Consider the following 2231-nt stretch of genomic DNA (forward strand, 5'->3'; position numbering starts at 1 on the left):
ATCGCTGCAGTTGTTTCCATAGTCGTCAAAGAAGCCATGTTCTGGTATACCATGATATATGCTAAGAAGCTTAATTCATCTGCTTTTAAAGCAGATGCCTGGCATCATCGTTCTGATGCCCTGTCATCAGTTGGGTCTTTTATCGGAATTGGCCTGGCCATGATAGGATTTCCTATTATGGATCCTATTGCAAGCCTTGTTATCTGTCTGTTTATTCTTAAGGTAGCTTATGATATCTCCCGGGATGCTTTGGATAAAATGCTTGATACATCCTGTGATAAGGATTTTGAAGAAAATCTACGGACTTTCATTGAAGATCAGCCGGGAGTTGAACACATAGACCTGCTTCATACGAGACAGTTTGGAAACAAGATCTATATCGATCTCGAAATCGCAGCCCAAAGAGATATTTCACTTGTTGAAGCTCATGAAATTGCAGAGTCCGTTCATAACAGTGTTGAAAACAAGTATCCTAATGTCAAACACATAATGATACATGTTAATCCGGCAGAGTAATAATCCGATTAAAATCAGTAACTAAATAGAAAGAGCGAATACCAATTTTGCGGTATTTGCTCTTTTTTGTTTCATATTCTCGCATTTTCTCTGATTTTCAACGTTATCTGAAAAATCCCCTTCCATACTTATGATGTAACTTTTTAATGAGTCATATAGAGATTACTGACGATAATGATCGCAAAATCTACATTATGACTCCCAGTTCTTTGCGTTGAGAGCGCAGGAGGGGAGACGCTATGAAGATGTCTCGTTTTTTTACTAATTTTATTGGCCTTGTTTTCTGTATTATCCTGATTGTTTCAGGCATTGATGTAGCAAGGTTTTCTGCAATGCCGATTGTGGTATACGCAGACCAGGTATCCGATGTAGAGGAAGCTGCTGAATCTGATGAAAATTCTGATGCTAATGAAGCAGAAGAAGATTCAGAGGATACAGATGATGCTGACTCAGACAATGGTGACGATGACAAGGAAAAGGAAGATGTGAATACAGATTCCAACACCGAAGATTCTGATACCGATGTTGCCGAAGAGAACTCTGATGTAGCTGAGAAGTCTGAAGAAGTTAAATCAGAAGACTTAAATAACTCAGTTGATTCTGAGCCTGAGGAACTTGTTTCCGATGACAAAAAAGAAGCAGAGAAATTCGAACTGTCCGATAAGACCGGTAGTGTACAGGAGATTAGATTCTCCAGACCGGAAAGAAAGACAGAAGCACCAACCGAAGCGGAAACCGTGGAACACACCGAGCCAGAGACAGAACTGGAAACAGAACCGGAAACTCAAGAGGAAACTACTCAGGAAGAGACCACTCAGGAAGAGACTGCGCCGGAATCAGTAGCAGACACTCAGCCGGAAACCAAACCTGAAACAGAAACTGTCGCTGAGACAGAAGCTGTAAAGGAGGTTCCTGCTAAGAGTCACACTACACACGGTGGCGGTATTACCACTTATGACAACAGCGAGATGGATTACATCAATAATCCAGAAACACCAGTTGTTGTAGTTGAAGAGGTAATCCCTGAGCCTAAGGCCATCGAGGTACAGCAGCCTGTAGTAACAGTAACTGAACATCGTTCAACTCCTAAAACAGGTGAATCAGACGATCTTTACTTGTTAGCAGCCTGCATCCTCTTCCTTTTTGCGCTTATCCTTAATGCTCCATCTTTCTATGGAAAGACTGGTACAACTCTGTCAAAGGAAGTTAAATCTATAAACAGAGAAGATAGCATAAAGGCACTTGGGGTAACAGCAACAAGAGCAAACTGCAGGACAAGGAGGTCTCGCAGAATGCAAAAGAGGGCACTTGCCTTTCTTGCATTTGGTCAGACTCGCTAATATAGGAGTTCTGGCCGTATCACCAAAACGAAGCCAGTATTCACGGCTTCTTGAGACTCATCATAAAACGCACCCGATCCACTCTAAAGCTAAGGCAGGTAACTGTTGAGAAGCATTAACAGGTTGGGGTGTATGTCTTACCTTTTTGGGAAAGTATTATTTTTCCTTAGAGAGTACATAATGTTATTTTAAACGTTACTTATTGTAACTGAGCGATCACGCACTAATGACAGCACTATACTTCTTTCTGCTCCGACAATTCCTATCGGATATTGGAAGAGAATCTTTGAAATAAAGCGTAAGCGCCGGGTGCGGATGGTCCGTTGAAGCCTGTACAGAACGTACGGGCTTTTTATATTGCCAATTTATTTTGGG

2 protein-coding genes are annotated in these 2231 nt (G+C 41.6%); both read left to right on the forward strand.

The window, feature by feature from the left end; all coding sequences use genetic code 11:
* Positions 1-516 (forward strand): cation diffusion facilitator family transporter (locus T357_RS0118345; protein WP_031555881.1); only part of this gene is annotated, 516 nt, incomplete at its 5' end.
* A gap of 239 nt (positions 517-755) precedes the next feature.
* Positions 756-1856 carry a hypothetical protein gene (locus tag T357_RS0118350; RefSeq protein ID WP_031555883.1) on the forward strand — a complete coding sequence of 367 codons (1101 nt, stop codon included), beginning with the start codon at positions 756-758 and terminating at the stop codon, positions 1854-1856.
* The last annotated feature ends 375 nt before the right edge of the window (positions 1857-2231 follow it).

It is taken from the genome of Oribacterium sp. FC2011 (assembly GCF_000701645.1).
Classification (GTDB): domain Bacteria; phylum Bacillota; class Clostridia; order Lachnospirales; family Lachnospiraceae; genus Oribacterium.